At 69.3% G+C, this 22,975-nt stretch carries 24 protein-coding genes; 14 read left to right on the top strand and 10 right to left on the bottom strand.

The features are described from left to right. Positions 1–2: 2 nt before the first annotated feature. Positions 3–1,076: a response regulator gene (locus AAF430_07700; protein MEM7410099.1), complete on the top strand. Its 1,074-nt coding sequence runs from the start codon at positions 3–5 to the stop codon at positions 1,074–1,076. Here the strand turns inward: AAF430_07700 and AAF430_07705 are convergent. Beyond that, positions 1,073–1,822, bottom strand: coding sequence for a ComF family protein (locus tag AAF430_07705; GenBank protein ID MEM7410100.1), 750 nt, complete (start codon positions 1,820–1,822; stop codon positions 1,073–1,075). The genes AAF430_07700 and AAF430_07705 overlap by 4 nt on opposite strands. Positions 1,823–1,960: 138 nt before the next feature. Between AAF430_07705 and AAF430_07710 the strand changes: the two genes are divergently transcribed. Next, positions 1,961–2,239, top strand: a complete 279-nt coding sequence (locus AAF430_07710; GenBank protein ID MEM7410101.1) for a DUF6356 family protein — start codon at positions 1,961–1,963, stop codon at positions 2,237–2,239. Here the strand turns inward: AAF430_07710 and rsfS are convergent. The 8 genes from rsfS to AAF430_07750 all read right to left on the bottom strand — a co-directional run bounded on the left by rsfS (position 2,213) and on the right by AAF430_07750 (position 9,618). After that, positions 2,213–2,584, bottom strand: a complete 372-nt coding sequence (gene rsfS / locus AAF430_07715) for a ribosome silencing factor (GenBank protein MEM7410102.1) — start codon at positions 2,582–2,584, stop codon at positions 2,213–2,215. The genes AAF430_07710 and rsfS overlap by 27 nt on opposite strands. Before the next feature lie 70 nt (positions 2,585–2,654). After that, the gene (nadD, locus tag AAF430_07720; protein MEM7410103.1) at positions 2,655–3,320 is read right to left on the bottom strand and encodes a nicotinate-nucleotide adenylyltransferase; all 666 of its coding nucleotides are present in this window, start codon (positions 3,318–3,320) and stop codon (positions 2,655–2,657) included. Continuing rightward, on the bottom strand, positions 3,317–4,573 hold the full coding sequence (locus AAF430_07725; GenBank protein MEM7410104.1) for a glutamate-5-semialdehyde dehydrogenase: 1,257 nt from the start codon (positions 4,571–4,573) through the stop codon (positions 3,317–3,319). The genes nadD and AAF430_07725 overlap by 4 nt, the downstream gene beginning before the upstream one ends. Positions 4,574–4,682: 109 nt before the next feature. Continuing rightward, positions 4,683–5,819 carry a glutamate 5-kinase gene (proB, locus tag AAF430_07730; protein MEM7410105.1) on the bottom strand — a complete coding sequence of 379 codons (1,137 nt, stop codon included), beginning with the start codon at positions 5,817–5,819 and terminating at the stop codon, positions 4,683–4,685. Beyond that, positions 5,816–6,853, bottom strand: coding sequence for a GTPase ObgE (gene obgE, locus AAF430_07735; GenBank protein MEM7410106.1), 1,038 nt, complete (start codon positions 6,851–6,853; stop codon positions 5,816–5,818). The genes proB and obgE overlap by 4 nt, the downstream gene beginning before the upstream one ends. Before the next feature lie 135 nt (positions 6,854–6,988). Beyond that, positions 6,989–7,234 carry a 50S ribosomal protein L27 gene (gene rpmA / locus AAF430_07740; GenBank protein ID MEM7410107.1) on the bottom strand — a complete coding sequence of 82 codons (246 nt, stop codon included), beginning with the start codon at positions 7,232–7,234 and terminating at the stop codon, positions 6,989–6,991. Between the two features lie 3 nt (positions 7,235–7,237). Continuing rightward, positions 7,238–7,549 (bottom strand): 50S ribosomal protein L21, encoded by a 312-nt coding sequence (gene rplU / locus AAF430_07745; GenBank protein ID MEM7410108.1) that lies wholly within the window; start codon positions 7,547–7,549, stop codon positions 7,238–7,240. Next, on the bottom strand, positions 7,549–9,618 hold the full coding sequence (locus AAF430_07750) for an Rne/Rng family ribonuclease (protein MEM7410109.1): 2,070 nt from the start codon (positions 9,616–9,618) through the stop codon (positions 7,549–7,551). Before AAF430_07750 ends, rplU begins: the two co-directional genes overlap by 1 nt. A gap of 440 nt (positions 9,619–10,058) precedes the next feature. Between AAF430_07750 and selA the strand changes: the two genes are divergently transcribed. From selA to AAF430_07795, 9 genes are all read left to right on the top strand, one after another. After that, positions 10,059–11,453 (top strand): L-seryl-tRNA(Sec) selenium transferase, encoded by a 1,395-nt coding sequence (gene selA, locus AAF430_07755; GenBank protein MEM7410110.1) that lies wholly within the window; start codon positions 10,059–10,061, stop codon positions 11,451–11,453. A gap of 40 nt (positions 11,454–11,493) precedes the next feature. Continuing rightward, on the top strand, positions 11,494–12,084 hold the full coding sequence (locus tag AAF430_07760) for an HNH endonuclease (protein MEM7410111.1): 591 nt from the start codon (positions 11,494–11,496) through the stop codon (positions 12,082–12,084). A 116-nt stretch (positions 12,085–12,200) separates the two neighbouring features. Further along, positions 12,201–13,190 (top strand): P-loop NTPase, encoded by a 990-nt coding sequence (locus tag AAF430_07765; protein MEM7410112.1) that lies wholly within the window; start codon positions 12,201–12,203, stop codon positions 13,188–13,190. After that, on the top strand, positions 13,187–13,828 hold the full coding sequence (locus AAF430_07770) for a helix-turn-helix domain-containing protein (protein MEM7410113.1): 642 nt from the start codon (positions 13,187–13,189) through the stop codon (positions 13,826–13,828). The genes AAF430_07765 and AAF430_07770 overlap by 4 nt, the downstream gene beginning before the upstream one ends. A gap of 3 nt (positions 13,829–13,831) precedes the next feature. Then, positions 13,832–14,788: an RluA family pseudouridine synthase gene (locus AAF430_07775; protein ID MEM7410114.1), complete on the top strand. Its 957-nt coding sequence runs from the start codon at positions 13,832–13,834 to the stop codon at positions 14,786–14,788. After that, complete coding sequence (locus AAF430_07780) at positions 14,785–15,432, top strand: polyphenol oxidase family protein (protein ID MEM7410115.1); 648 nt, start codon at positions 14,785–14,787, stop codon at positions 15,430–15,432. Before AAF430_07775 ends, AAF430_07780 begins: the two co-directional genes overlap by 4 nt. Before the next feature lie 309 nt (positions 15,433–15,741). Then, entirely contained in the window at positions 15,742–17,031 is a 1,290-nt protein-coding gene (gene rho, locus AAF430_07785) for a transcription termination factor Rho (protein ID MEM7410116.1), read from the top strand. A 345-nt stretch (positions 17,032–17,376) separates the two neighbouring features. Further along, positions 17,377–18,345, top strand: coding sequence for a TIGR03621 family F420-dependent LLM class oxidoreductase (locus AAF430_07790; protein ID MEM7410117.1), 969 nt, complete (start codon positions 17,377–17,379; stop codon positions 18,343–18,345). A 2-nt stretch (positions 18,346–18,347) separates the two neighbouring features. Then, positions 18,348–18,695, top strand: a complete 348-nt coding sequence (locus AAF430_07795; GenBank protein ID MEM7410118.1) for a putative quinol monooxygenase — start codon at positions 18,348–18,350, stop codon at positions 18,693–18,695. 12 nt (positions 18,696–18,707) lie between these two features. Here the strand turns inward: AAF430_07795 and AAF430_07800 are convergent, their stop codons facing one another. Beyond that, positions 18,708–19,109 carry a nuclear transport factor 2 family protein gene (locus AAF430_07800; protein MEM7410119.1) on the bottom strand — a complete coding sequence of 134 codons (402 nt, stop codon included), beginning with the start codon at positions 19,107–19,109 and terminating at the stop codon, positions 18,708–18,710. A gap of 551 nt (positions 19,110–19,660) precedes the next feature. Between AAF430_07800 and prfA the strand changes: the two genes are divergently transcribed. Genes prfA through murA form a run of 3 tightly spaced genes read left to right on the top strand, consistent with a single transcriptional unit; the run spans position 19,661 to position 22,973 of the window. After that, positions 19,661–20,737 (top strand): peptide chain release factor 1, encoded by a 1,077-nt coding sequence (prfA, locus tag AAF430_07805; GenBank protein ID MEM7410120.1) that lies wholly within the window; start codon positions 19,661–19,663, stop codon positions 20,735–20,737. Next, on the top strand, positions 20,734–21,714 hold the full coding sequence (gene prmC / locus AAF430_07810; protein ID MEM7410121.1) for a peptide chain release factor N(5)-glutamine methyltransferase: 981 nt from the start codon (positions 20,734–20,736) through the stop codon (positions 21,712–21,714). The genes prfA and prmC overlap by 4 nt, the downstream gene beginning before the upstream one ends. Next, positions 21,714–22,973 (top strand): UDP-N-acetylglucosamine 1-carboxyvinyltransferase, encoded by a 1,260-nt coding sequence (gene murA, locus AAF430_07815; protein MEM7410122.1) that lies wholly within the window; start codon positions 21,714–21,716, stop codon positions 22,971–22,973. Before prmC ends, murA begins: the two co-directional genes overlap by 1 nt. The last annotated feature ends 2 nt before the right edge of the window (positions 22,974–22,975 follow it).

Consider the following 22,975-nt stretch of genomic DNA (forward strand, 5'->3'; position numbering starts at 1 on the left):
CCATGAGCCTCAAGAAAGAGGACCTCGAGCGCCTGATCGCGCGATCCACCGACATCGTGGTCGCCACGAGTCGCGAGGGGAGAGTCGTCTACTACAACGACGGCGCGTCGCGCATCCTGGGCTACCGGTCGGCCGAGATCCTCGGGCAGGAAGTCGTATCGCTGTACCCCTCGCTGGAAGAGGCGAAGCGGGTGATGAAGGCGATTCGCGAGCCGGGACACGGCGGCGCCGGTGTCTGCGACAGCTTGCAGACCGTGTTCCGCTCGAAGGCCGGTGACGAGATCCCGGTAGCGATCTCTGGAACGCTCCTCCACGACGCGGAGGGAGCCGAGGACGGCACGATCGGCTTTGCAAAGGATCTGACCCAGATCCTCCGGAAAGACCAGCTGGCCACCCTCGGTGAGGTCGCAATCGGCCTGTCCCACGAGATCAACAACCCGCTGGGCGTGATCGTGAATCAGCTCGAGTTGCTCGAGCGCGAGGTGTTCCAGCTCGCCGGCGACGCAGACGCCAGCGTCGAGTGCGAGCGGATCGACGCCATGCGCCGCGAGATCGAGCGCATCTCCGGGATCCTGTCGCGCCTGGGCGAGATGGTCGAGACCGAGAGCTACGAGACCATCGCCTACGCGGGACCGGCGCGGATGATCGACCTGCGCGAGCGGCGCGCGCTCCCCGAGGCGCCGAAGCTCTCCGGGGTGCGGGTACTCGTGGTCGACGACGATCTGGGCATCTGTCACTCCATTCAGGAGATCCTGAGCGCTGCCGGCTGTGAGGTGACGACCGCCAACGATGGCGCGGCGGGCCTGCGCTGCGCCCAGGAAGAAGCCGTGGACGTGGTGCTCTCGGACGTCGTGATGCCCGAGATGGACGGCTACGAGCTCTACACCCGGCTTCGCGAGTCGCGTCCCGCCCTGCCGGTGCTGATGATGACCGCCTTCCACTACGACCGGGACCACATCATCAAGCGCAGTCGGATCGAAGGTCTCGAGGGCGTGATCTTCAAGAAGCCCGTCGACCCGAAGCGGTTGATCGAGGTGATCGAACAGACCGTCGACGCGACGAAGCGCGACGCCTAGTCGGCGCGCGCCGCCGTGCGTGCGGCACACACGCCGACCACCCGCTCGGCCCCCGCAGCACGCGCCACCCGCGCGGTTTCCCGAAGCGTTGCGCCGGTGGTGACGACGTCGTCGACGATCCAGAGCGTTCCCGACAGCGCGCGCCGGGACGCGATCGCGCCGGCGAGGTTGCGACGCCGCGCCGCGGCGCTCATCCCCGTCTGGCTGGGCGTGGCGCGGGTGCGCACCAGGGCATCCACGGACACGGGGACGCCCAGGTGTCGCGCCACGTGTTGCGCCAGGAGGCCAGCGGGCTGAAAGCCGCGCTCGCGCACACGGCGCGGATGGAGCGGTACGGGAACCACGAGGTCCGGCGCGCCGCGCGTGCGGGCCACGGCCGCTTCGATCAGCCAGCGCGTCGCGGCTTCGGGCTTGGGGTCGAGACCCCGCCAGCCGCGCGCCGGGTACTTGAAGGCCGCGATCCAATCCGAGACCGGCGGTTCCCACCACGCCGCGGCGATGGCGCCGCCGAGGGGATCCCCGGTTGGACGCGTGCCACAGGCGTCGCCGCGGCCCTCGTGGGCCTGGCAGTGGGGGCAGACCGAGGTGGCGATCCAGGGGACGCCCCGCTGGCAGTCGGCACACACCACCGCGTGCTCTGCGGGGGTGCGGCCGCCGCAGCCCGCACAGGCGCGCGGGAACAGGGCGGCGAGGTCGCCGGGGCGCGGACGGAGCGAGGCCCAGGTGCGGGCCAGAAGGCGCTTCATGGCGAGAACCCAGGACCGGGTCCGCCAGGCTAGCCCCGCTGGGTCCCCGGGGCCTGCGTATCATAATCTCCCAAGATTACGTTCTTTCTTCCCTGATTTTGAGAGAATTTCGAGCAGCAACGATCCGATACTCACTGTATGCGCTCGCCGATCCCTACGCCGTTCGCGTCCGCCTGGGTCGCCTGGTTCCAGGCGCACCCGCGCCAGGTCGGGGAATCCTACGGCGAGCACTGGTGGGCGGCGGCCCGCATTGGGGGGCGCCTGATCCGGGCGGGGCTGGCGTGCTGGCTCCACGCCTGGGTGCCGGCCTGGTGTACGCGCACGGCGAGCTGCGAGGTCCAAGGCCTCGCGCGGGAGATGGCTGCGCGCGGCGGTGGCGCCGGCCTCGACTCAGCCGGCCGCGGCGAGGGCGGGTAGGTCGAGCGAGGTCGCGTCGCTCCACAGCCGCTCGAGGTCGTAGGACTCGCGCACGTCGGGCTGGAAGACGTGGACGATCACGTCGCCCAGGTCGATCAGCACCCAGCGCGCTTCGTCGTAGCCCTCGACGCCGATCGGCTTCTCGCCGCGCACCGAGGCCGCCTCGCGAATCGAATCGGCCACCGAGCGTGCGTGTCGGTCCGACGTGCCCGTCGCGAGTACGAAGGTATCGGCGTAGGAGGTGAGCTCGCGGACGTCGAGGGCGACCAGCTCGACCGCCTTCTTGTCCTGCGCTGCTTCGATGATCCAGCCTGCGCGTTCCAGCTGTTCCGCTCGCTCCGCCATGACGCTCCTGCTTCGTTCCTCGGCTGCTTCTGGGTCGTCGAACTTCCGGGAAGCCCGACTTCTGGGACGTTCAACCTTCCCCTAGAGCGTAGACGCCGCGGGCCTCGATGTCTCGGCGCACGGCGCTGGGGACCAGGTAGTGAATCGAGCGGCCCTCGCGCAGGCGCGCCCGGATGTCCGAAGACGAGATCTCGAGGGCCGAGATCGAGACCGCCGAGACGGCGCCGCCCGTCGCCCGGTGGGTGGCGATCTGGCCGCTCGCTGCGATCTCGAAGTCGGGGCGCATTGCCTCGGGAATCCAATCGCGCAGGTCACCCGGGGTGCCCGGCCGGGTCATCACCGCAAAGTCGGCGAGACCGAACAGCTGCTTCGGTTCGCGCCAGGTGCCCAACAACATGAAGGCATCGCTGCCGATCAGGAAGACGGGTCGGGCGCCGGGATGCTGCTCGGCCAGGGCGCGCAGGGTGTCGACCGTGTAGGAGGCACCGCCGCGCCGCACCTCGAGATCGCACGCCTCGAAGCGCGGGTCGTCGGTACACACGCGCTCGACCCAGGCCAGGCGGAGCTCCGCCGGCGCGACCGGATCTTCCCCGGAGCCCTGCTTGTGCGGCGGCTGGGCCGACGGCACCAGGAGCACGCGTTCGAGCTCCAGGCGCTCGGCCACCTCGGTCGCGGCGCGCAGGTGGCCGAAGTGGATCGGGTTGAACGTGCCCCCGAGGACCCCGAAGCGGTTCATTCGCGGAGTTGACCGTTCCCCTGAAGGACGAACTTGAGGGTCGTGAGCCCTTCGAGCCCCATCGGCCCGTAGGCGTGAAGCTTCGAGGTCGAGATTCCGATCTCGGCGCCGAGCCCGAGGCGGAAGCCGTCGGCGAACGCCGTCGAACAGTTCACGCCCACCGTCGACGAGCTCACCCGGCGGAGCCACGCCTGGGAGTTCGCATAGCTCTCGGTCACCAGGATCTCGGTGTGGTCCGAGCCGTAGCGGCGGATGTGGGTGATCGCCGCGTCCATGTCGGCGACGACGCGCACGGCCACGATGGGTGCGAGGTACTCCTCGGCCCAATCTGCTTCGCGCGCGGGCACCGTGTCGCCATAGACTTCACACGTCGCATCGTCGCCGCGGATCTCGACGCCGGCTTCGTGGAGCGCCTTCAAGACATCGGGGAGGACGCGCGCCGCGGCTTCCTGATGCACGAGCAGCGTCTCGAGCCCGTTGCACACGGCCATCTGGCGCAGCTTCGAGTCGAGCACGATGTCGCGGGCCATTGCGACGTCGGCGCTGGCGTCGAGGAAGATGTGACACACACCGGCGTCGTGCTTGATGACGGGAATCCGCGAGGTCTCGGCGACCTTGCGGATCAGCCCGGGACCGCCGCGCGGAATGATCAGGTCGACCAGCTGGTCCTCGTGCAGCAGGTGATCGATCGCCATGCGGTCGGTGCGCGGGATGACCGAGATCGCGTCCTCGGGCACGTCGGTGTCGCGCGCCGCGGCACGCAGCTCGTCGGCGAGGGCGAGGTTGGAGCGAAGCGCTTCCGAACCCCCACGCAGGATCACGGCGTTCCCCGCCTTCACGCACAGCGCGGCGGCGTCGACGGTGACGTTCGGCCGCGACTCGTAGATCATGCCGATGACGCCGAGCGGAATGCGCATGCGACCGACCAGCAGCCCGTTCGGACGCACCGAGCTCTGCTCGATCCGGCCCACCGGGTCGGGCAAGGCCGCGACGTCGCGCAGGCCCTGGAGCATGTCCTTCCACTTGCCGTCGGCCAGCTCGAGGCGTCCGACCAGGGGGGCCGCCACGCCCTTCTCGCGGGCCTCCTGCATGTCCTCGGCATTCGCCGCGCGGATCTTCTCGCGCGCGGCTTCGAGGCGCTCGGTGCTGCGCAGGAGCCAGGCGTTCTTCTGGGCGGCGCTGAGCTCCCCGGTTCGCTCGGAGGCGGTGCGCGCCTTCCCAGCGATGTCGTGGATCATCTCCTGAAGATTCATGGCGTTCTCGAGTCGGGGGTCGAGCGGCGGGGCCGCCGGCAGGGACTGGACCCGCGCGAGAGGCGGCGCGCTTCGGCGTCAGCTTCGACGGGGGCAGGCTGTGGGAGGGTCAGACCTCGGCGGTGAGCACGAGGTCGTCGCGATGAATCACTTCACCGCCGTTCGAATATCCTAGCACCTGGTCGATACGTCGCGTCGGGAGCCCGGCGATACGCTCGATCGCGTCGGACGAGTAGGCGACCAGGCCGCGCGCGACTTCCACGCCACGGGTGTCGAGGCAGGCCACCGGATCTCCGATGCCGAACTCGCCCCGGATGCCCGTGATGCCCGCGGGCAAGAGGCTCTTGCCGCGCTCGACGAGCGCGCGGACGGCACCGTCGTCGACGGTGATCTCGCCGCGCGTGCGGGTGGTGAAGGCCAACCAGTGCTTGCGGCTGGCGAGTCGATCGCCGGTGGTGAAGAGCGTTCCGATCGGTTCGCCATCGGCCACGCGGAGCAGCACGTCTTTCGTGCGTCCGTTGCAGAGCACGGTCGCGGCGCCGCCGCGCTGCGCGGCCTTCGCGGCCTCGAGCTTCGTCTGCATGCCGCCGCGCCCGAACGCGCGCTGGGAACCTGCGGCGGCGCGAGTCACAGGCGCGTCGATGCGCTCGATCACGTCGAAGAGCGGAGGGGTCGGCTTTCCGTCTTCCGGAGGCTCGCGGTAGAGGCCGTCGACGTCGGTCGCGATGATCAGCAGGTCCGCACCGATCAGGTTGACGACCGTCGCCGAAAGGTTGTCGTTGTCGCCGAAGCGGATCTCTTCGGTGGCGACCGTGTCGTTCTCGTTCACGATCGGAACGACGCCGAGGTCGAGCAGGGTCTGCAGGGTGTGTCGCGCGTTGAGGAAGCGCTCGCGTTGTTCGAGCCCCACCCGGGTGAGCAGCACCTGTGCGACGTCGAGCTCGTGCCGGGCGAAGCGGCGCTTGTAGAGCTCCATCAAGCCGGTCTGCCCGACCGCGGCCGCGGCCTGCTTCTCGGGGATCGAGCGTCCCGGGTGGTCCCAGCCGAGCGCGTTGCTGCCGACGGCGATGGCGCCCGACGAGACGAGCACGACCTGGCGCCCGCCGTGGACCAGCGTCGCAATCTGCTTCGCGATGCGACCGAACGCGGCCGTGTCGACCTGACCCTCGCGGGTCAGCAGGCCACTGCCGATCTTCACGACGACGCGCTTCGCCGCGCGCGGGGCTTCGCGTTTCGCGTCGGTCACGCGGCGGCCTCCGCGTCGACTTCGTCCAGGCCTCGTGCCGCGGCGGCGAGCAGGGGTTCGACGCCTTCTCCGGTGGCGCCGGAGAGCAGGAAGACGGAACAGCCCCGGCCTTCGAGCACTTCGATCGTTGCGTCGAGCTGGGAGCGATCCGGGATCAGGTCGATCTTGTTCAACACCACCAGTTCGCGTCGCTCGGCGAGGCTCTCGGCATAGGCCGAGAGCTCGGAGCGGATCTGCTCGTAGCTCTCGAGCGGGTCGCGTTCCTCGAGGAACGCCGTACCCGCGTCGACCAGGTGGAGGATCAGCCGCGTGCGTTCGATGTGGCGCAGGAAGCGATCGCCCAGGCCCGCCCCTTCACTCGCGCCTTCGACGAGGCCCGGGATGTCGGCGACCACGAAGCGGCGCTCGCCGACCTCGGCGACGCCCAGGTTGGGCACCAACGTGGTGAAGGGGTACGCGCCGACGCGCGGGCGGGCGGCGGAGATGCGTTGAAGCAGCGTGCTCTTTCCGGCGTTCGGGAAGCCGACCAGCCCGACGTCGGCCAGAAGCTTGAGCGACAGGCGGAGTTCGCGCTTTTCCCCCGGGCGCCCGCTCTCGGCGAAGTCGGGCGTCTGACGCGTCGACGTCTTGAAGCGCGTGTTGCCGCGACCGCCGCGGCCGCCCTTCGCCACGATGCAGCGATCGCCGTCGTGGGTCAGATCGGCGAGGGGCTCGGTTTCCGGGTCGTCCTCGGTGTCGCGCACCACGGTGCCGACGGGCACGCGGATCACGAGGTCCGCACCGCTCTTGCCGGTCTTGTTGGCGCCGGCGCCGTTCGCGCCGCTCTCGGCGCGCACCTTGCGCTTGACCCGCTGCTCGATCAGCGTGGCGAGGTTGCGGTCGGCCTCGAGCACGACGTTGCCGCCGCGGCCTCCGTCACCGCCATCCGGTCCGCCGAGCGGGACGAACTTCTCCCGCCGAAAGCTCTTCGAGCCGTCTCCGCCCGCCCCCGACCGGACCTGGATCACGGCTTCGTCGATGAAGTTGGAATCCATGGGATGCACCCATCCGCCGGGAGCGCGATGCGCGCCGCATCCGGGCGTTGTCGGGACATCCTACCCGGGATGCACCGATCCCTCCCGCGCCGAGGCGCGTTCGGGCGTGCGGGGCTGCGCGGTCGCTCGCCGGTCTTAGACGACGTTGGCGACGAGCTTGCCGCGGCTCTTCGCGTACTGGACCGTGCCGTCGGCGAGCGCGAACAGGGTGTAGTCCCGGCCTACACCGACGCCTTCACCCGCATGCACGCGGGTGCCGACCTGCCGCACGAGGATCGAGCCGGCGCTCACGCGCTGACCCGAGTAGACCTTGATGCCGCGCCGCTGCGCGTTGCTGTCGCGCCCGTTCCGGGAGCTGCCCTGACCCTTCTTGTGTGACATCGCTCAGCCCTCGATCTTGTCGACGCGAATTTCGGTGAAGTCCTGCCGGTGGCCCTGCTTGCGTCGGTAGCCCTTGCGGCGCTTCATCTTGAAGATGGTGATCTTCGGACCGCGGCCCTGGGCGGTGATGGTGCCGACGGCCTTGGCGCCGGCCACGAGCGGCTGACCCACCCGTGCTTCGCCTTCACCGCCGACCAGGAGCACCTCGGGCAGCTCGATCGAATCGCCTACATCGCCCGCCAGGCGCTCGACGCGAATCGACTGGCCCGGCTGGACCCGGTGCTGTTTTCCACCCGTGCGGATCACGGCGTACATCACACTTCCTCACTGTTCTGGAGCCCGCGGAGTATGGGGTCTTCCGCCGGTCCGTCAACGGCTTCCGCCGCCGAAGGCTCGGGGGGCGCCGGTTCCGGGGCCTCGGGCCCCGCCCCCTCCGCTTCCGAGCCATCGGCCGCGGTCGGCTCGGGCTTGGGCTCTTCGAGGTCGTCCTCGGCGCCGGCCTCGGCCAGGGCCATCGCGACGCCCCCCGCAGCCAGAGGCGCTGGCGGCACGGCGGCGGTCTCGGGCGTCGCCTCGCTGGCGTCCGCCCCGGGGGAGGCCTCGCGTCGGGCCGCTTCGGCCTCTGCCCGCTTGGCGGCCCGGGCGGCTTCCTTTGCGGCCTTCGCCTCGGCCTCGGCCTGGGCGCGCGCCGCCTCCTCGGCGGCTCGGGCCTCCTCTTCGGCCTTGGCCTTCGCGGCGGCTTCTTCCTTCGCGCGGCGCGCGTCTTCGGCTGCCTTGGCCTCGGCAGCGGCCCGCTCCTCCCGGCTCTCGAGCCAGCGGATCGGGATCTTCACCGCGGGACCCTGGTCGACCGCGATCACCTCGAACTGCTCCTGGTGGAGCCCGGTGCGCGACTGGATGTGGATCTCGCGACCCAGCTGGGTGCTCAGCGCTTGCAGCGCCCGATGCGCGGGGCCCGAGAACATCTCCGCGACGCGCGGGTTCACGGCGACCTGGATCTCGGTGCCGCTGAAGCGCGGCAGGTCCTTCCGGATCTCGCGCAGCAGCTTGTAGGCCACGGTCTCGGCGGAGAGGACGTAGCCGCGTCCCTCGCAGAAGCTGCAGGGCTCGCAGAGCTGCTGCACGAGGTTTTCCCGCGTGCGCTTCCGCGTCATCTCGACCAGGCCGAGTTCGGAGATCTTCAGGATGTTGGTGCGCGCCTTGTCGTAGCGGAGCGCTTCCTGGAGGGCGCGGTAGACCTTCTCGCGGTTCTCGGCGCTCTCCATGTCGATCAGGTCGATGATGATCAGCCCGCCGAGGTTCCGGAAGCGCAGCTGGTAGACGACCTCTTGCACCGCTTCGAGGTTGGTCTTGAGCACCGTTTCCTCGAGATCGCGCTTGCCGACGTAGCGGCCGGTATTCACGTCGATCGCGGTGAGCGCTTCGCTCTGATCCACGATCAGGTAGCCGCCCGACTTCAGCCAGACCTTGCGCCCCAGGTTCTCGTCGATGCGCGACTCGAGGCCCTCGTGGTCGTAGAGCGGCAGGTCGCCCTCGTAGAGCTCGAGGTTCGGCCTCGGGTCGGCCACGAACTGGTCGAGGAAGGCCTGCATCTTCTCGTGGGTCGGCGGGTCGTCGACCACGATGCGCTTCGTCTTGCTGTTGGCGAAGTCGCGGATCGTCCGCAGCGGGAGCGAGAGCTCCTCGTAGAGCAGGGCCGGCGCCTTCGCGCTCTTGCGCGCGCGCTGGATCTCTTCCCAGACGGCCGACAGGTACTTCACGTCGGCCTCGATATCGGCCTCGCGGGTTCCCTCGCCGGCGGTGCGGATGATGAACCCGAGGTCCTTCGGTCGCGACTTCTGCACGATGTCGCGCAGTCGTCGCCGCTCGCGGTCGGACCCGATCCGCCGGGAGACGCCCACCCGCTTCGACCACGGGGTGAGCACCAGGTGGCGACCGGCGATCGAGAGGTGGCTGGTGATCCGTGCGCCCTTGGTGCCGATCGGCTCCTTGGCGATCTGGACCACGATCTCCTGGCCCTCTTCGAGGAGGGTCTCGATGCGCGGGATCTGGCGCTGACCGCGCCGCCCCCGGCGGGGACGCGGGTCGTCGTCGGCGCCGTCGAGCTGGCCGTTGCCGTCGAGGTAGTCGCCGACGTAGAGGAAGGCGGCCTTCTCGAGCCCGATGTCGACGAACGCGGCCTGCATGCCCGGCAGGACGCGGGTGACCCTCCCGAGGGCCACCATGCCTGCCACATTGCGATCGCGTTCGCGTTCTATGTGGAGTTCTGTGAAGGTGCCCTGTTCGACCAGGGCGACGCGCGTTTCTCCCGCGCTTGCGTTGATGATGATCTCGTTCGAGACCGCAGCGCGGCCCCCGCTCGATCGATGTCCACTGGACGCCACGCCGTATCCTCCGGCGTTGGCGAGCCTTTCGGGCTTCGGACAGAGTCTGTCAGTGGGCGCCTCGGCAGACGCCCGGGGCGGGGCCTAGTCGGGATCGGGAGGGGTCCAGCCCCTCTCCGAGCGGACGGGAACTCTCTCTAATGTCCCGAAATCGCTATTGAAAACGTTGACTCGCACAGGAAGTCTCTATACGGTGCAGCCCCGTGATCGAGGTGGATCCCACGCTGCGGCCCCGCCGCCCGTCCGATCCGCTCCGATCTCCTTGCTGAGTTGCCACGGTCCCGGGAAGCGTTCGGCGCCGCTGCCTCGCCTCCTCGTGCGTCGCAGGCTCGCCAGGGCGACATGCCTCTGGAAACTCGGCCCGGACTTTTGGCGGAGACAGCGGATGCTTCCCGCGGGGCAACTCGGAGAGCTGCTCGAAAACTGATGGTCACAGAATCATGAATCCGCGACCCGAGGTCAAGAGCGACCCGCGTCGGGCGCTCCCTTCGGTGGATCGCCTGGCCCGGGCGCTGACTGAAGCCCATCCGACGCTGCCCGACTGGGCGCGGCGGGAGGCGTCCCGGCAGGTCCTGGCCCAGGCCCGCGCCCGACTCGCCCAGGCCGACACGCCACCGACAGAGGAATCGCTCCTCGCCGAGGCGGCGCGCGCGGCCGACCGCATGACGCAGCCCCAACCGCAGCGCGTCATCAATGCGACGGGGATCGTGCTCCACACGAACCTCGGGCGGGCGCCCCTGGGTGTGGGCGCGTCCGAGGCGATCGCGCAGGTCGCGCGCAGCTACGGCGACCTCGAACTCGATCTCGAGACGGGGAAGCGCGGTTCCCGCACCTCCTCCGTCGAACAGCAGCTGCGGCTGCTCAGCGGTGCCGCGGGTGCGGTCGTCGTGAACAACAACGCTGCGGCGATCTTCCTGGTGCTGGCGGCCCTCGGCGCAGGCCGCGGTGCGGTCGTGTCGAGGGGCGAGCTGGTGGAGATCGGTGGCTCGTTTCGGGTCCCGGACATCATGGCGTCGGCCGGTGTGCGCCTGCTCGAGGTGGGCACGACCAACCGGACCCACCTGCGCGACTACGCCGCCGCTATCGGGCCCGAGACGGCGCTGCTCCTGAAGGTGCACCGCAGCAACTTCGCTCAGAGCGGATTCACGGCCGAGGTGGATCTGCCTGCGCTCGCCGGGCTGGCGCGCGAACACGGGCTGCCGCTCGTAGAGGACCTCGGCAGCGGCACGCTCTTCGACCTGACGACGCATGGCTACCCGGCAGAGGCCCACGCCCCGGCGCGTCTGGCCGCCGGTGCCGACGTCGTCTGCTTCTCGGGCGACAAACTGCTCGGGGGGCCTCAGGCGGGCTTGATCCTCACCCGGGAGGCGAAGGTCGCCGACGTCTTGCGACGTCATCCGCTGGCCCGGGCCCTGAGGCTCGACAAGCTCACCCTGACCGCTCTGGACTGGACCCTGCGCGCCCACCTCGAGGGTCGCGCCGAGAGCGAGGTTCCGGTCTTGCGTGCGCTGCTCGCGAAACCCGAGGCGCTGCAGCATGCGGCGGAAGCCCTGGCGCGGCGCCTGGCGGCCGTGGTCCCCGACGGAGTCGAGGTGCAGGCGCGACCCTCCGAGGGCCTGGCGGGCGGCGGGTCCCTTCCCGATCACGCCCTCGAGAGCTGGGTGGTCGAAGTGCAAACCCCAGGCAGCGCCGAGCGTGTCGCGAGTCGCTTGCGTGCCGGACGGCCCGCGATCCTGGCGCGGATCCAGGACGACACGCTGCGTTTCGACGTGCGAACCCTGCTCGAGGGAGACGACGAGGCGTTGATCGAGGGGGTCAACGCCGCCCTGCGTTGATCGACGCGACTGATTTTCGTAGAATTCCCGGACGGTTGGCATGCTGAACTCGAACGTCTTGGTCCTGAATCGGTCCTACCTTCCGATCCACGTCACGTCGGTTCGTCGTGCCTTTTCGCTGATCTATCAGGGGACCGCCTTGGCGGTGAACTCGCGGTACGAGACGTTCGACTTCGAAGCCTGGAGTCGCGTCGAGTCCGACGGGGAAGATGGGGTGGGAACGCCGGATGGCTCGATCCGGGTGCCAAGAGTGATCGTGCTCCAGGGCTACGACCGCGTGCCGCGGCGTCACGTGCGCTACAGCCGCCTCAACATCTTCGCGCGTGACAACTACACGTGTCAGTACTGCGGCGAGCGTCCGCACCGTTCTAAGCTGAACCTGGATCACGTCGTGCCGCGCGCGCTCGGTGGGCGCACGACCTGGGAGAACGTCGTGTGCTCGTGCATCGAGTGCAACCGACGCAAGGGCGGCCGCACACCGGCACAAGCGCGCCTGCGCCTCGAGCGGCGACCGGTGAAGCCGAGTTGGACGCCGATGCTCACGCACATCGGTTCGAAGGTGCGCTACGACGAGTGGCGTCCGTTCTTGCACATCGCGTCGCCCGAAGGCGGGGTCGCGGCCGGAGGCTGAGGCGCCGCAGCGCGGCGCAGAGAGTGGGCGTTCGTGGAGCACCGCCGGGGGGCGGTGGCAGAGAAGCGAAGCTCCGAGGACGAAGGGTCGCGGGGACGCGACCGAGGGGGTGAGAGGTGATCAGCGGAACTCGCGCCGGACCGCACGGTCCGAGGACGCCGCGTCTGATTCCGTTCGGCGGCGGCAAGGGCGGCGTCGGCAAGACGTTCGTGGCGGCGAATCTCGCAGCGACCCTCGCCAAGGCAGGGCACCGGGTGGTCGCCGTCGATGGCGACCTCGAAGGGGCGAACCTGCACACGGCGCTGGGCGTACCGAAACCGCGCCACAGCGTGGCCGAGTACGCGTCGGAGCGGGAAGAGGATGTCCAGAAGCTCCTGGAAGACACGCCCTATCCGAATCTCCGGATGATCGCGGCCACCCGGCCGAACCTGGCGAGTCCCCAGCCGAGCCACGCCCTGCGTGTGCGCTTCGTGCGCGCGCTTCGGAAGCTCGACGCCGATTTCGTGATCCTCGATCTCGGCGCGGGCAGCGACGCGGCGGTGATGGACTACTTCATGGTGGGCGACGACGGGGTCGTCGTGATCGCGCCCGAGCCGACCTCGGTCGAGAACGCCTACGCGTTCATGCGCGCAGCCTTCTACCGGCGGCTCCGGCTCTCGATGCTGTCGGGGGAGGTCCGCAAGATCGTCGCGATGGCGATGGACGAGCGAAACGAGCGGGGGATCCGCACGCCGCTCGACCTGCTGCGCGAGGTGCAGGCGCTCGATTCCCAGGAAGGGCGCCGCTTCGTCGAGGTGATGCGCGCCTTCCGGCCGCGCATCGTGGTGAACGACGTACGCACCGCCGAGGACATCAAGCTCGGCTTCGCGGTGCGCAGCGTCTGCCGCAAGTATTTCGCGATCGATGCGGAGTACCTGGGCTACGTGAACCACGACGCTTCGGCGCGTGCCTCGGTGAAGGCGCGGCGCCCGCTCGTGGACATCGACCCCCGCTCCGACGCGGCCGTGTATCTCACGCGGATCGCGCGCAAACTGATCGCGCCGCGGACACCCGTGGCGCCTTCCGCACCGACACCGGCCCCCCAGGCGATGGGAGCGCCTGCATGAAGCCGCTTTCGGATCAGGACTACTACGAGACCCTCGACGTTCCGCGCAGTGCGGAGCCCGAGGAGATCGAGCGCGCCTACAAGCTCGCGATCTCCACCTACTCGGCCGATTCGCTGGCGGGCTACTCCGTCTTCGAAGAGGGCGACGTGGACGTGCTGCGGGAGCGCATCGAGATCGCGTACCAGACGCTGAGCGAACCCGATTCGCGCAGCCGCTACGACCTCGAGATCTCGGATCGCGACGATGCCCTGCCCACCGACACGGCGGGTTCGGACCCGGAAGTCTTCGCCACCACTGCCGAGAAGCCGGCGCCGCCTGCGCTCGAGCCGCTCGATGCACTGGAGGACCTCGACGAGCAGGACGGGGATTGGACCGGCGCGCGGCTGCGGCGAACGCGTCTGCGCCAGGGCGTCGAACTCGAGGACATCGCCGACGTCACCAAGGTGAACCCGACGTATCTGCGCTTTCTGGAAGAAGAGCGCTACGAGGGGTTACCGGCTTCGGTGTATGTCCGCGGTTTCGTCCAGGGATACGCTGGCTGCCTGGGGCTGGACCCGAAGCAGGTCGCTGGCGCCTACATGGAGCGCTACGAAGAGAGCAAGGGCGGCGTGAAGCGCGGCCTGTTCTCGCGCAAGTAGCGGTTGTCGCCGCCGCGCTATCGGGTCGGCGAGGGGGAGGACGGCGAGCGTCTGGACGCGACCGTCGCGGCCCTCGCCGGGCCGAGCCGCTCCCAGGCGCGTCGTTGGATCGACGAGGGGCGCGTGCTGCTGAACGGCGAGCGCGCGGCCCCGAGTCGCAAGGTCGCAACGGGCGACGTCATCGACGCCGAGCCGCCGCCGGCCGTTCCGAGCGAGATCGTCCCCGAGGCGATTCCCCTCGCGATCCTCTACGAGGACGATGCGATCGTCGTCGTGGACAAGAGCGCCGACATGGTGGTGCACCCAGCTCCTGGCAACGAGACCGGGACCCTCGTGCATGCGCTCTTGCATCACTGCGGTGACCTGGCGGGGATCGGTGGCGTCGAACGCCCCGGGATCGTCCATCGGCTCGACCGGGGGACTTCGGGCGTGCTGGTCGTGGCGAAGGACGACGACGCCCATCAGTTTCTCGCGGCCCAGTTCCAAGATCACAGCATCGAGCGCGTCTACCAGGCGCTGGTACGTGGGACGCCAGCGACCGACCGCGGTCGCATCGATGCCGCGATCGCGCGCCACCCGCGAGACCGCAAGCGCATGACGGTCGTCTCGGATGCGCGCGGTCCGGTGCGGGGTACTGCGCGCGAGGCGCAAACCGCATGGAGCGTGCTCGAGCGCTTCCCCGTGAGTCGTCGCTCGTGGCTCGAGATTCGTCCCGAGACGGGGCGCACCCATCAGATCCGCGTGCACCTGGCCTCGGTCGGCCTGCCGATCGCGGGCGACCCGGTCTACGGGCGCCGCGGCCGTGCGCGCGAGGAACCCGGACTCGACCGCCCCGCCTTGCATGCGCGCGTGCTCGCGATCGATCATCCGCGCACGCGCGAACGCATGCGCTTCGAGGCCCAGCCTCCCCAGGACATCGCCGAGCGCCTGGCCGCACTTCGACGAAGAGAGACCTCGTGACGCTGACGCATCCCCTGCTCGAGGACGCCGGCATCGCCCACGGCTTCGGGACCCGCACGAGCGAAGCGCCGCGCGACACGGTGCGACCGCGCCAGGTGCACGGCCGTGCGGTCGTCTCGGCGACGGCGTGCGCGGCGGCCGAAGTCGAAGCCGACGCCGTCTTCGCCAGAGCGGGCGACCCGGCCGTGGCCGTGGTGACCGCCGACTGTGTTCCGATCCTGGTGTCGGACGCCGAGGGCGGCACGGTGGCGGCGATCCATGCGGGTTGGCGCGGTCTCGCGTCCGGCGTGATCGAAGCAGGGCTCGCGGCTCTGGGCGCATCCACGACATCGCTGCGCGCCGTCGTGGGTCCGCACATCGGGCCGTGTTGCTACGAAGTCGACGCGCCCGTTCTCGACGCGCTGCGTCCCCGCGACCCCGACGCCCTGACCGCGGCCTGCCGCGAGAGCCGGCCCGAACACTGGTGGCTCGATCTCGGGGTATTGGCGAACGCTGCGCTCGGAGCGGCCGGGATCCCGACTGTGGCTCGCGGCCGAGTGCCGGATGCGTGTACGTCGTGTGACACCGAGCGGTTCCACTCCTATCGCCGTGATGGACCGCGTTCGGGCCGCCTCGTGCACTGGATCCAGCCCCGCTCCGCTTGACACCCTCGGGGCGTGGGCATAGCCTGGCTTCCGTCGGCCCCGACGGCGCTTCTCTGCGCCCCCGACGCCCCATTTCCTTCCTCCCCTTCGATCCCTGCTCCTCCCTCGCGGTCGCGATCGTTTCCGATAGAACGGCCAGCGACCTCGCGGTGTTCCCCCAACCCGCACCGTCACGACTCCGTCGTGCACGCTCAGGATTCGCCTGTGAGCACTGGGCAACCCCAGGACCCGGACACTCCCGTCGTGCGGCGTCGACGTGCGCGCACCGATCGCAGCGGCACCGACGCGGAATCGAGCGACTCGACGCCGATCGCGGTTGCGTCGAACGGAGCTACCGCGTCCGACGGTGAACTCCACGTGCGCGCCTTGAAGGCCCAGTCGATGCAGGCCCTCACCGCGTTGGCCGAGACCCTCGACGTCGAGAACGCGGCTGGCCTTCGCAAGCAGGACCTGATCTTCGCCATCCTGAAGGCCCAGGCCGCGCGTGGGGGGCGGGTCTACGCCGAAGGGGTGCTCGAGACCCTGCCCGATGGCTTCGGCTTCCTGCGCGCACCCGATCAGAACTACCTGGCGGGGCCCGACGACATCTACGTGTCACCGTCCCAGATTCGGCGCTTCAACCTGCGCACCGGTGACACCGTCGTCGGTCAGGTGCGGCCACCGAAGGAGGGCGAGCGCTACTTCGCCCTGCTCAAGGTCGATGAGATCAACTTCGAATCGCCGGACGCCGCGAAGCAGAAGATCCTCTTCGACAATCTCACGCCCCTCTATGCCGAGGAGAAGTTCAGGCTCGAGTCGGAATCGGGCGGCATGACCACCCGAGTCATCGATCTGATCGCGCCGATCGGCAAAGGCCAGCGCGCTTTGATCACCTCGCCGCCGAAGGCGGGGAAGACGATGGTCCTGAAGGACATCGCCAACGCGATCACCGAGAACCACCCGGAGGTCTACCTGATCGTGCTGCTCATCGACGAGCGGCCCGAAGAGGTGACCGACATGCAGCGCAACGTGCAGGCCGAGGTGATCTCGTCGACCTTCGACGAACCCGCGTCGCGTCACGTCCAGGTGGCCGAGATGGTGATCGAGAAGGCCCGGCGGCTCGTCGAGCATCGGCGCGATGTGGTGATTCTGCTCGATTCGATCACGCGGCTCGCGCGCGCCCACAACACGGTCGTACCCCACTCGGGGAAGATCCTCTCGGGTGGCGTCGATTCGAACGCGCTGCACAAGCCGAAGCGATTCTTCGGGGCTGCGCGGAACCTCGAGGAAGGCGGCAGTCTCACGATCATCGGCACGGCGTTGATCGAGACGGGCTCACGCATGGACGAGGTGATCTTCGAGGAGTTCAAGGGCACCGGGAACGCGGAGATCGTGCTCGATCGGAAGTTGGCCGATCGGCGGGCCTATCCGGCGATCGAGATCAACCGCTCGGCGACGCGTCGGGAAGAGCTGCTGCTCGACGAGGGGACGCTGGGCCGAATGTACATTCTGCGAAAAGTGCTGGCGCCGTTGAATGCGGTGGATTCGATGGAGTTCTTGCTCGAAAAGATCCAAGGGACGAAGTCGAACGCCGAGTTCCTGGAGTCGATGCACTCGTAGCGTTGCGGGTGACGCGGGGCACCAGGGACGGGTCGCGGGGAGTTCCTCCGCGAGATGGCTCGCCGCGCGCTCGGTGGTGTTCGGCGAGCTCGATGACCCGACGCTCCGGTACCTCTCCCCCCTACCGTTCCTCGGGCTGCGCTGAGTCTCGCTTCGGAACTTCCCGCGCCCCGTGCCTCGCGACCGAACTCGGGGACGAGGGTCGACGCCAGGAACGCGGCGTGGTGGGGGGAGGGGGGGCGCCGGCATCGCTTCGCTCTGCCGGCGGCTCCGCAGGTGTCGCTTCGCGACACCCGCGGCGCGTGGTAGCGTGAGCGCGAGGCGGGCTGTGCCGCGGAGTCGTTCATGAAGCCTTTTCGCTTCGGGGTTCAGTCGTTTCACGCGGAGTCGGCGGCGGAGTGGCGCGAGGGTGCGCGGAAGGCCGAGGAGCAGGGCTACTCGGCGCTGCATCTGGCCGACCACATCCTGGGGCCGGGCCCCGCGCTGGAAGCGACGAACCACCCGTTGCAGACGCTCGCGGCCGTGCCGGCGATGGCGGTGGCCGCCGAGGCGACTACCACGCTGCGCGTCGGGTGCCGCGTGTTCTGCATCGACTATCGGCCCGCGGCGGTGCTCGCGAAGGAGATCGCGACCCTCGACTTGCTGTCGGAAGGTCGGCTCGAGGTCGGGCTCGGTGCGGGATGGCTGCGCGGGGAGTACGAAGCCGTTGGCATCGACTTCGACCCGATTGGCGTTCGCATCGACCGGCTCGCGGAGACGGTCGGCTTCCTGAAGCAACACCTCTCGAAGGGGCAGCTCGCCGTCTCGGGCACCCACGTGAACGTGCACGGGTACGAGGGGGCCCCTCAGCCGGTACAGCAGCCGCGTCCGCCGATCATGATCGGAGGCGGCAGCCGGCGGGTGCTCTCGCTGGCGGCTCGCGAGGCCGACGTCGTGAGCCTCAACTTCAACAACCGCGCGGGCGTCCTCGGGGCCGACGGTGTGAAGAGCGGCACCGCCGACGCGACCGCCGAGAAGATCGGCTGGATCCGCGACGCGGCGGGCGAACGCTTCGGTTCCCTCGAGCTCGAGATCGGCTGCTACTTCGCCTTCGTCGGTCCGGGGTCGGCGAAGATCGCCGAGGGCATGGGGAAGGGGATCGGCCTCTCGGCCGAAGCCATGCGCGAGCATCCCCACGGTCTCTTCGGGGACGTCGCCGAGGTGTGCGACGAACTCGAACGGCGGCGCCAGCGCTACGGCATTTCCTACATCACCGTCGGTGCCGAGGCGCAGGACGCGTTCGCGCCGGTCGTCGCGCGGCTCAGCGGTCAGTAGCGGTGGCAAAGGTCCTGATCGCGGGCACCGTCGAGATCGCTCCCGAGAAGCGCGATGTCGCGTTGCGTGAGGCGCAGCCGCTGATCGAAGAAGCGCTCGGCGAGCCGGGATGCCTGGCCTACGTCTGGACCGCCGACCCCTTCGAGCCGGGTCGGATCCACGTCTTCGAGGAGTGGGAGGACGAGGCGACTCTCAGCACGCACCTCACGGCCCCCTCGTACGTGAAGATGCTCGCGCACCTGGGCGCGGCGGGGATTCGCTCGGCGGTGACGCGCAAGTTCCGCGTCGATCGCGAGGCGCCCGTCTACGACGAGAACGGTACGCCGCGCGGCGACTTCGCGACGGGCTAGGCGTCCGCGCTCTCAGAAATCGCTGAGGACGTGGTGGCGACGCGTCTGGAAGCGCCACTCGCCGTCGCGCTTCGTGTAGGTGTCGTCGTAGGTGGCCTGCACGACGCGCCGGTCGCCGTTCTTCGGCTTCAGGGTTTCGGCCACGAGGACACGACCCGTCGCACGGTCTCCGGAGATGTCGACGGCCACCGGTTGCGCCTGGAAGAACACGAACTCGAGCGAACCCAGCACGGCCTTCCAGAAATCATGGATCGCCTCGGCGCCCCGCAGATGGTTTCCCATCAGCTCCCATTCCCCGTCCTCGGCCCAGAGGGTTTCCCAGACGGCGAGGTCGAAACGGCTCACCGCATCGCTGTAGCGATCGACGAGTTCCCGGATCGCCAGGCGATCCTCGAGAGGTCCGTGGAAGCTCATGGGTGCGGAATCCTCTCCCTGCGCCATGGGCGAGAGCCGGACCGACGCGACCTGCGACAACCTAGCGGACGAGGGACCCAGGCAGCGCGAGATCTCGGACCGGTGGCTCGTTTCGCTCACGACCGCGCACGCTTGCGCTTCGCCTTCTCCCGTCGACGGCCCTCGTAGCCGATCGCGACGCGAACCTCGCGGGTTTCCGACGGATTCGAGAAGAGCTCGAGACGAAAGGACACTCCGCGGAGGATGAGGAGCAAGGGGCTCCCCCATTTGAAGATCTCGATCGCTTCCGGCTCCAATGCGGCCCTCCAGTTCCGTCCAACGCGGAAATCGCGTGAACACGATCCTGGCTTCGGCCCAGTTGCCGGTGGGCTGCGTGACCCGCATCACGTCAGGGGGAATCGGAGCGCAAAGTAATGGCGTTATCGGTCGCCGAGAACGGGACTTGAGCCAGCTCGCCACGGCTCCCCGAAGCCCCCTCGCCGAACCGCTCGTTCGCATCCGCCCCGGCGATTCCGTAACTTCCCTCGCCGTCTCCTGTTTTCGGAATTCTCATGTCCGACCTGCTCGACAAGATCCAGGTCTTCGCGGATCGCGCTGCGGCCCTCGAGACCGAGCTCGGCGATCCCGAGATCGCTGCGAACCCGACCGAATACGGCACTCGGGCGAAGGAGCTCGCGCGCCTGCGTCCCGCGGCCGAAGCCGCCGCGACCTACCGCAAGCTGCTCGACGACCTCGAAGGCGCCCGCGCCATGCTCGAGGAAGACGACGAGGAGATGCGCGAGCTGGCGAAAGCGGAGATCGAGTCGCTGGAAGAGCGCCAGGAGCCCCTCGAGCAGGAGATCCGGCTGCTGCTCCTGCCCCGCGATCCCAACGACGAGAAGAACGCCATCCTCGAGATCCGCGCCGGCACCGGCGGTCAGGAGGCGGCGCTCTTCGGGATGGATCTCTTCCGCATGTACTCGCGCTACGCCGAGCGCCAGGGCTGGAAGGTGGAGCCGCTCTCGATGTCCGAGTCCGACGGGGGCGGCCTGAAGGAAGTGATCGCGTCGGTCAGCGGTGATCAGGTCTTCCACCGCATGAAGTACGAGCGCGGCGTCCACCGGGTGCAGCGCGTCCCCGCTACCGAGAGCCAGGGACGCATCCACACCTCGACGGTGACGGTGGCGGTGCTGCCCGAGGCCGAGGACGTCGACATCGCCCTCGACCCGAGCGACCTGCGCATCGACGTGTATCGCTCGTCGGGGCCCGGTGGCCAGAGCGTCAACACGACGGACTCGGCGGTGCGCATCACCCACGTGCCGACGGGTGTCGTCGTCCAGTGTCAGGACGAGAAGAGCCAGCACAAGAACAAGGCGAAGGCGATGAAGGTGCTGCGCTCGCGGATCCTCGAAGCCGAGCAGGAGCGCGCCGCCGGCGAACGGGCCAGCGAGCGCCGCGCCCAGGTGGGGACCGGCGAGCGCAGCGAGAAGATCCGCACCTACAACTTCCCCCAGACCCGCATCACGGATCACCGCGCGAGCGTGACCCTCCACAAGCTCGACGCCGCACTCGAAGGCGACCTCGACGAGTTGCTCGACGCGGTCCACAGCTTCATGAACGCCAAGAACATGGAGCCCGATCCGGCGTGACCTCCCCCGCTCCCCCGGCAGCGGGCGACGCGGCCCCCGCGCGGCGCGAGCGGAACGACTCCGGCGATCGGGTCTGGACCGTGCTCGACCTGCTGCGCTGGACGACGGACCATTTTGCCGAGCGCGGCATCGAGTCGGCCCGGCTCGACGCCGAGTGTCTGCTCGCCCACGCCCTGGGCGTCCAGCGGCTCCAGCTCTACCTCGACTTCGAGAAGCCGGTGCTGCCGGCCGAGCGGGAGCCCTTCCGGGAGCTCGTCCGGAAGCGGGGCCAAGAGCGGATTCCGGTGGCCCAGCTCACGGGCGCCCGCGAGTTCTGGTCGCTATCTCTGGGGGTTAATTCCCACGTCCTGATTCCGCGGCCCGAAACCGAGACCCTCGTCTCGGCGGCCCTGGATCTGCTGGGGGATCGCCAAGCCCCCGTCCGGATTCTCGATTTGGGGACCGGGTCGGGAGCGGTGGCCCTGGCCCTCGCGTCGGAATGCCCACAGGCGGTGATCGTCGCCACGGATATCTCGCAGGAAGCGCTCAAACTCGCGCAACACAATGCCGAAACACTCGATATGCAAGCGCGAATCGAATTCGTTCGCGGCGATTGGGAGGCGGCCCTCCGCGGCCCCTTCGATTGCGTCGTCTCGAACCCGCCGTATCTCGCCGAGGGCGAGCGGACGGGGCTCGCGCCCGAGCTGTCCCACGAACCCGACGGAGCGCTCTTCGCCGGTGAGGATGGGCTGCGCGATCTCGAGCGTCTCGGCCGGAAGCTGCCGGAACTGCTCGCCGAGGACGGAGGCGTGGCCCTCGAACTCGCGCCGGGCCAGGAGCAGGCCGTGATGGGGTGGGTCGCCGAAGCCGGCCTCACGCCGGGTCTCGAGCGGGACCTCGCGGGCCGACCGCGGGTCGTCACCGGCCGTCGCGGCCCGGAGGTGGGTCGCGCGAACGCAGGAATCCCGGCACCTTCCGACACCAGGGGGGGATGCTGATGCAGCGCATCGTGGTCCGGGGGGGAGCGACGCTCCAAGGTGAGGTCGCCGCGTCGGGTTCGAAGAACTCGACGCTGGCGTTGATGGCGGCAGGCCTGCTGGCCCGCGGCGAAACGCGGTTGTCGAACGTGCCGCGGCTCCGCGACGTGTCGGCGATGCTCGAGATTCTGCGGGCGCTGGGTGCGCGCGCGGAGTGGGATCCGGACGACGAGCACGCCGTGCTCATCGACGCGAGCACCATTCGCAGCCCGGAGGCGCCCTACGACCTCGTGCGCAAGATGCGCGCGTCGTTCCTGGTGCTCGGTCCGCTGCTGGCCCGCTTCGGCAGCGCGCGGGTCTCCGAACCCGGCGGCTGCGCGATTGGCGTGCGTCCGGTCGATCAGCACCTGAAAGGGCTCCGTGCGCTGGGCGCGAAGCTGTCCCTCGACCACGGCTACGTCGAAGCCCAGGCGGCGCGCCTCATCGGCGGCCGCGTCAGCTTCGATCTCACGACCGTGAACGGCACCCAGAACGTGATGATGGCCGCCGCGCTCGCAGAGGGCGAAACCGTCATCGAGAACGCCGCGCGCGAGCCGGAAGTGCTCGAGCTCGCCGAGGTGCTCTTGAAGATGGGCGCCGAGATTCGCGGCGCCGGCAGTGACCGCATCCTGATCCACGGCGTCGATTCGCTGCGCGGCATTCGCCACGCGGTCGCGGGCGACCGGATCGAAGCGGGTACGCTGCTCGCGGCCGGGCTCACGACCGGCGGTGACGTGCGCGTCACTGGGGTCGACCCGGCGAATCTCGAATCGACGCTCGACAAGCTCCGCGAGTGCGGAGCGCAGCTCGAGACCGATGCCACGAGCGTGCAGCTGCGCTCGCCGGCACGCCCCCAGGCGCTCAGCTTCACCACGGCGCCCTTCCCGGGTTTCCCGACCGACATGCAGGCGCAGCTGATGGCGACGCTGTGCGTGGCGGAGGGAGCGAGCGTGGTGACCGAACGCGTCTTCGAGAACCGCTTCATGCACGTCCCCGAACTGCAGCGTATGGGCGCCGATATCACCTTGTCGGGACGCTCGGCTCACGTGCGTGGCGTGGCGCGGCTCTCGGGAGCTCAAGTCATGGCGACAGACCTGCGTGCCTCGGCAGGTCTGGTCGTGGCGGCACTCGCCGCCGAGGGAGAAACGGTGATCAACCGCGTCTACCACATCGATCGAGGCTATGAACGAATCGAGGAGAAACTCCGCACACTCGGAGCGGAGATCCGACGGGAGGGCTAGTC

Source organism: Myxococcota bacterium, from assembly GCA_039030075.1.
Taxonomy (GTDB): Bacteria; Myxococcota_A; UBA9160; order UBA9160; family SMWR01; genus JAHEJV01.